Below are 5524 nucleotides of genomic sequence, written 5' to 3'. Positions count from 1 at the left end.
AGCTTTGTACACTTGTAGCTTTGTACACTTGTACTCGCTTAATGCAAGCTGCTTTTGTTCTTTAATAAAGTGTCCTTGCTTACCCTCTACATTTTTCTTGATATCTTTTCCTCTCAAGAGGACTTGGTTTACTTAAAGAATACTGCTTGAAAGAAGAACGTATTCAAGAAGGCGAATACGAAACCTTAGATCCCCTACCCTACTTCTTAGTCTCTCCTGCTCACTAAGCAAATTCTTTTATCAAACGCCTTCCTACAGAGTTTACAGAGAAAGGCATTACCCGTAGGTTAATGATGGCAGTCAGCAACTGGTATCGAAAAGGAGGGTAGCCTATTATTTCCATACCAAACGATCAGGTGATCAAGGAGGCATTCGCTTAGAGCAGAAATAAAACCAGAGACTCACCGTAGCTCTCTTTCTCATTGCTACTCGTCAAGTAGCAAGCCGAGCGTCGGAGCCGGGTTTTGAAAACACGCAGAGCAGGTGCCGAGCTCCTAGAGTATCGGCTTCATCGCCACTGCGAGCATAAGCCTTACGGCCGTATGCTAAAGGCATAGTAGTATAAAGATAAGGACTTCTTAGCTCCGTCTAAAGCTACGCTTTGGGAAATAGTAGTCCTTAATCATACAATGGTTATTCAATGCTTGCTTCGAGGCATCACCGGCCACTCCCCTATCCTCGCCCATCAATGTATGATTGCGAATGCTGACGACTGTATGCTTTAATGATAATCGATTGGAAATTCGTAGTATAAATAGTTAACCCATTGATCATCGTTAATAAAACGTAATTAAAATGGTTCTCTAATCTTTAACCAATATAGGAGCTAGCAATCCGTTGAAAGTTGCCAAAAAAGCGTTTTTAAACTTATTACTACTCATGTAGCAATTGGACAATTGCAATAATTGATGGCCAAATCATCAGCAACAGACGAACTAGAGGGGTAAATTCTAACGGAAAAAAGCTGAATCGCTCCAGCCTTTTTTCATTACTCCAAAGTAAAACCTAAGCCCTCCGCCAGAGGCCTGAAGGCCGTGTGAATTTCCCTTAGCTTCTCGGGGTGTCTCTGCTGGAAGTAATGAAGCTTCAGTCCCTGAATCATTCCTGAGCCCTCTTTGAGCTGGTCTGCCAGGCTGGCTGGAGTCACCTGTAACTTGTTGAAAATAGTGATGGCAATTTCCAGATGCACGGGTAGGCGATCCTGTTGGCTGAATTCCTGTACAAAAACGATGAACGACTGGGCTTCTTCAAGATCTCGTAAAGCTAACACGATCATCTCATTGATCCGGTTGGCGTACATATCACGCAACGCATTTCGGGCTATCTCTACCGAATCTTCTGCTTTAGGTTTGGCCACCGTGTGTACTACGGGTGGCGTATCCACCTTTATAACTTTCTTCCGGATCGAGGTTGATTTACTGGCTACTACTTTAGCCAGATACGCGACGGGATTTTTGATGTCATTGCGTTCTTCCAGATACCTGAGTCCCATTTCAAGGTTAGTTCTGACCTGCTCAAGTCCGTGTTTATCAATCCATCCTTGATAAATGGATTTAGAGACCAGATAGATTTTCAGCCGTGCAAACAGAGGGTCCTCAGGAACAGAAGCATTGTCAAGGGGGAGAAAATCAGCCGGATCATCCGAACCTACATGCCGAAGCGTGGGCTTACCTTCCAGAACAAAACAGACCGTGTGCGTCACCCGCTGCCGTTTGACTTCTGTAATATCCAGAATCTGAATATCCGTTTCCCGGTTGATCTCCTCCATGCAACGCAGTAAAACCCGATGCTTAAAATCAGAATAGTATTTATAGGAATCATTAGGAATCGCCAGCATAAACCGTAACTCATCGACCGTATACTTGGGATACGTAGTCTGTTGTCGCAGCCGATGCTTGAGAACCATGTACAGCTTAATGGAATAAGGAGACGAAAGCTGATTGAGATAGTTTGTAGAAATGCTCAGGTATTCACTTTTGAGCTGAAGCAGGTAAGGTTTTAGATCCGGATGGAATCGAACCAGGATGTGCGTCTTGTCATCTTCCAGTAAAGGCTCTGCTTTCTTGTCGAGAACTGGAATCGTAATGTGATAAGGTTTACCCTCAATTTCACCGATACGGGAGAAGGTACGGTGAGACAGATTAAATACAGCTTCTCTCAATAAGTCATATTGAAGACCAGAGCCGCGTAATCCATTTTCCCGGATGATCTCAGCAAGACTAATCCGTTGTAAGGCAAATTCATCATCTTCTCGATGGAGCCGGGTTAGCAGATGAAAGAAGACTCGGTACTCATTAATTGAAAAACTGCTTTGAGCTTCTACTAGACCATCTTTCCCGGCCTTGATCTGTACGAACTGTCGAGCTGGGGCATTTCGTACTTTTTCATCGAACAGTGTTTTCAAAGATTTTGCCATGGTTTCGAAAAATAAGTCGGTAACCTTACGCATTGAGACGCCAGCCCCCTAGTCAAATCGTAGAAAGCCACCAAACTATAGGAATGAATCAATTACACATGAAGCTTAACTATCCTGTTCAAATATATACTAAATATTAAATAGTTCGAAAAATATGTCGAGTTACTTCAAAAACGGATATTCCTTACTTATCGGTTTTATGTAATTATTTAATTACCAGTCAATTAATATAAAATGAAATCTTCTCATGGACAGATATATTCTCGAAAAAAAGATCGATTACTTGGTTAAAAACATGGGAATCAATCCTTTTGACAAATTTTATATCATTGATTTTCAAACACTTATAAATAGTGGTGTCTGACATTTAACTATTACTTATGAATTTCGAAAAATATGTCGAGTGTAGAGTAAAAAGCACCATACGAATTATCTAAGGCATTGATTTTCCATTAGTTATATAATCTGACTGGTAATGAATAGCCTAAATGTAGATTTCGAAAAATACGTCGGGAGAAACGAAAAATCTGTCGAGTTGTTCGAAAAAAAGGTCGGTGAAAACGAAAAATCTGTCGAGTTGTTCGAAAAATCTGTCGAAAACCGTAGGATATCTAATTGATTATCAATCACTTACAAAGAAGCAAAATAGATATCAAAGTAAAATTCAAAAGAAATAACAAATCATTTGATCGATTTGAAAATAAGAAAGAGGACAGAGTTTTATTTATAAACCATTTAAAATCAGTTCTTAGTATTAAGATTCAGTGCTACAAAAGAAGAATTCTTTTCGACATATTTTTCGAAGGTTACAGGACAAGAGTCATGATTGCCCTGTGTAATTGCAAATATATTCGAAATTATTCATTTTAATATCGTTATTAATACGTTATTAAAATATATATTATCTCTTTTCATTAGTTATTTGCAGATAGTCTATCTCTAGCAAGCTTAATTCAAAGGAAGGATAATAGACCATCAGGATAAGGGATCTAATCAATTAGATGGTTGCCACAAACAACCTGTTACTGCCCCTAAAAATGAATATCATTGATTTTTTAGGTGTAAAATCAGTACCTAATGCAACACTAGATATAGTACAAATTTCAGTTCTGATTTCCAGTATTCTAATAGGTGTATTTTCAGTACTTAAAAAGGTGTTTTTTCCAGCACTGTACTAAGTATTACTCTAAGGTGTAAAAACAGTATGGGGAGTACTACTAAATATAGTGCTGATCAGGCACTATATTTAGTAGTACTCCAGTTGCCCTTAGGATTCCCTTCAAACTGACCTATGATCAGGCTCACGAATCATTCCTCTAGTTACTTATCTTTTTCTCGTTCCAGTTTTTCCAATATTGCTTCAACAATCCAGTCGTGCGTGGAAACTCCCAGCTTTGGACTGCCTGGCTTCCGGGGTCTTTTCTCTCGCTCTGAGTCGATAGCAGAGAGAATACCGGAAGTCAAACGAATATTAAAATGTTTAACTGTATCGGGTGTTTGCGGAATTACCTCTTTAGTTGTCTTTCCACCCTTATTGATAGTGGCTTCAATCTGAGCCTCGCTGGGCTTTTTCTTAACGGGTGGCAGGGATACGCTCATGGGCTGTGATGTATTTAAAAAGTTCTTCGATCTCAGATACGGCTTTCTTATCCGGTTCCTCCATTTCAAACACGGCCAGTCCTTTGCTGGCAGCATTAGGATAGGCTTTACGGTTTTTTATCAAATGAGGAATAAAACCAAAGTTAGGCTGTGCAGATAAGGCTTCTGCCGCTTCTCTGTTATCCGCCGACGTGATATCCGCCCGATTCAAAAATACATGGACCGCCAAAGGCTCCAATCGGGTTGATTGAATTTCCTCCAGCATTTCGTTGAGCTTGGCCAGAGTCCATACATCATGGCTCCGGGGTTGAAAAGGAATCAACGCCACGTCAGCCACAATCAGGGCGGATCGTTGGCTGGTCGTATCACGCCCCCCCGTGTCAATCACAATATGGTCATACTTGGACTTCATGGTTTCGACCTGTTTCCGAAGATTGGCCCCCACTAACTGAACCAGCGTATAGCCTACATTGCCCTCTAAGGTATGTTCACGCCAAGTAGTAAAATCGGAAGCCGTGCCCTGTTCATCGGCATCGACGAGCAGTACATCAAATCCCTGTTTACATAGCCATACCGTAAAGTTTTCTGCGATCGTGCTTCGGCCAGAACCGCCTTTGATACCACTTGTCACATAAATAGCCATTGGGTGAAGATTTAGTATTTGAAACTGTGCTAACAAAGGTACTGGTAGCAGGTGAAAAATTAACACAAAAAGCAGTATGTTTTTTGCACCTATTTTTAGGTGTATTTTCAAACCTTTATCCAGTGCTATTTATAGTATGGTTTTTTGATATTACGTTTGAATATCAATTATAAACGAATAGCTGGTAGGGTAGGAGATCAGTGCAGTTCTTGTCACAAGTACAGAACATCAATAGGCATTTCAATTCATTTCACTAAAGGACTTTAGTGGGCTTCTTCGCAAATAATGATGAATTGCTTGTGAAAGCAGAAGATCAACTAGTCAATGAAGTCAGGTTATGTTTTGTCTCAAACGTTACACTTACAGCAGAATAAAGATTATGTCATTTCTCTGCCTTTCCTGTAGATAGACCTCTAAGCAAGCAGAAGCTCTGACCCTTTCATCCCTCTGGACTATGTGAGCATTGAGCCCGGATTCGACCTTAGTGGAACTAGTAAACCCCTTATTTTATGATTCAACAAAATGTTCGGCAGCTTGCTTTTGCACTTCAAAGCCGAGAGCTCACCTTACTCGCGTTAAAACAAAGATCTGATAACAGCCAACTTGTCCTAATTGGCATTAAGCAGTGGCGGTGGCCCAGATGAAATATCTTTGATTATGGATTTTACATACTTTAGAGGGCCGTTTTGTTAAAGTTATATCCTATACAACTTTAACAGTATATATCATCACAATTTCAACATAAGCAAATCATTGAAGGGTTTGAATTGACGCCTGGTAATTGCATACAAAACTTTTTCCTTTACATTAAACTCAACTAAATTCCAATTAAGTGTAATTTGATTTCGTAGAAGCCAATGTGTAAT

At 40.1% G+C, this 5524-nt stretch carries 3 protein-coding genes; all 3 read right to left on the bottom strand.

Annotated features, from left to right (window positions below):
* Positions 1 to 988 precede the first annotated feature (988 nt).
* Positions 989 to 2416: a replication initiation protein gene (locus BWI93_RS24055; RefSeq protein ID WP_176454315.1), complete on the bottom strand. Its 1428-nt coding sequence runs from the start codon at positions 2414 to 2416 to the stop codon at positions 989 to 991.
* A gap of 1320 nt (positions 2417 to 3736) precedes the next feature.
* Positions 3737 to 4015 carry a hypothetical protein gene (locus tag BWI93_RS24045; RefSeq protein ID WP_094816183.1) on the bottom strand — a complete coding sequence of 93 codons (279 nt, stop codon included), beginning with the start codon at positions 4013 to 4015 and terminating at the stop codon, positions 3737 to 3739.
* Positions 3990 to 4658, bottom strand: coding sequence for an AAA family ATPase (locus BWI93_RS24040; RefSeq protein WP_094816180.1), 669 nt, complete (start codon positions 4656 to 4658; stop codon positions 3990 to 3992). Before BWI93_RS24040 ends, BWI93_RS24045 begins: the two co-directional genes overlap by 26 nt.
* Positions 4659 to 5524: the final 866 nt, after the last annotated feature.

Source organism: Siphonobacter sp. BAB-5385 (assembly GCF_002261125.1).
GTDB lineage: Bacteria > Bacteroidota > Bacteroidia > Cytophagales > Spirosomataceae > Siphonobacter.
Note: the sequence above shows the minus strand (reverse complement) of the source record. Positions and strands in the feature narration are given on the sequence as shown.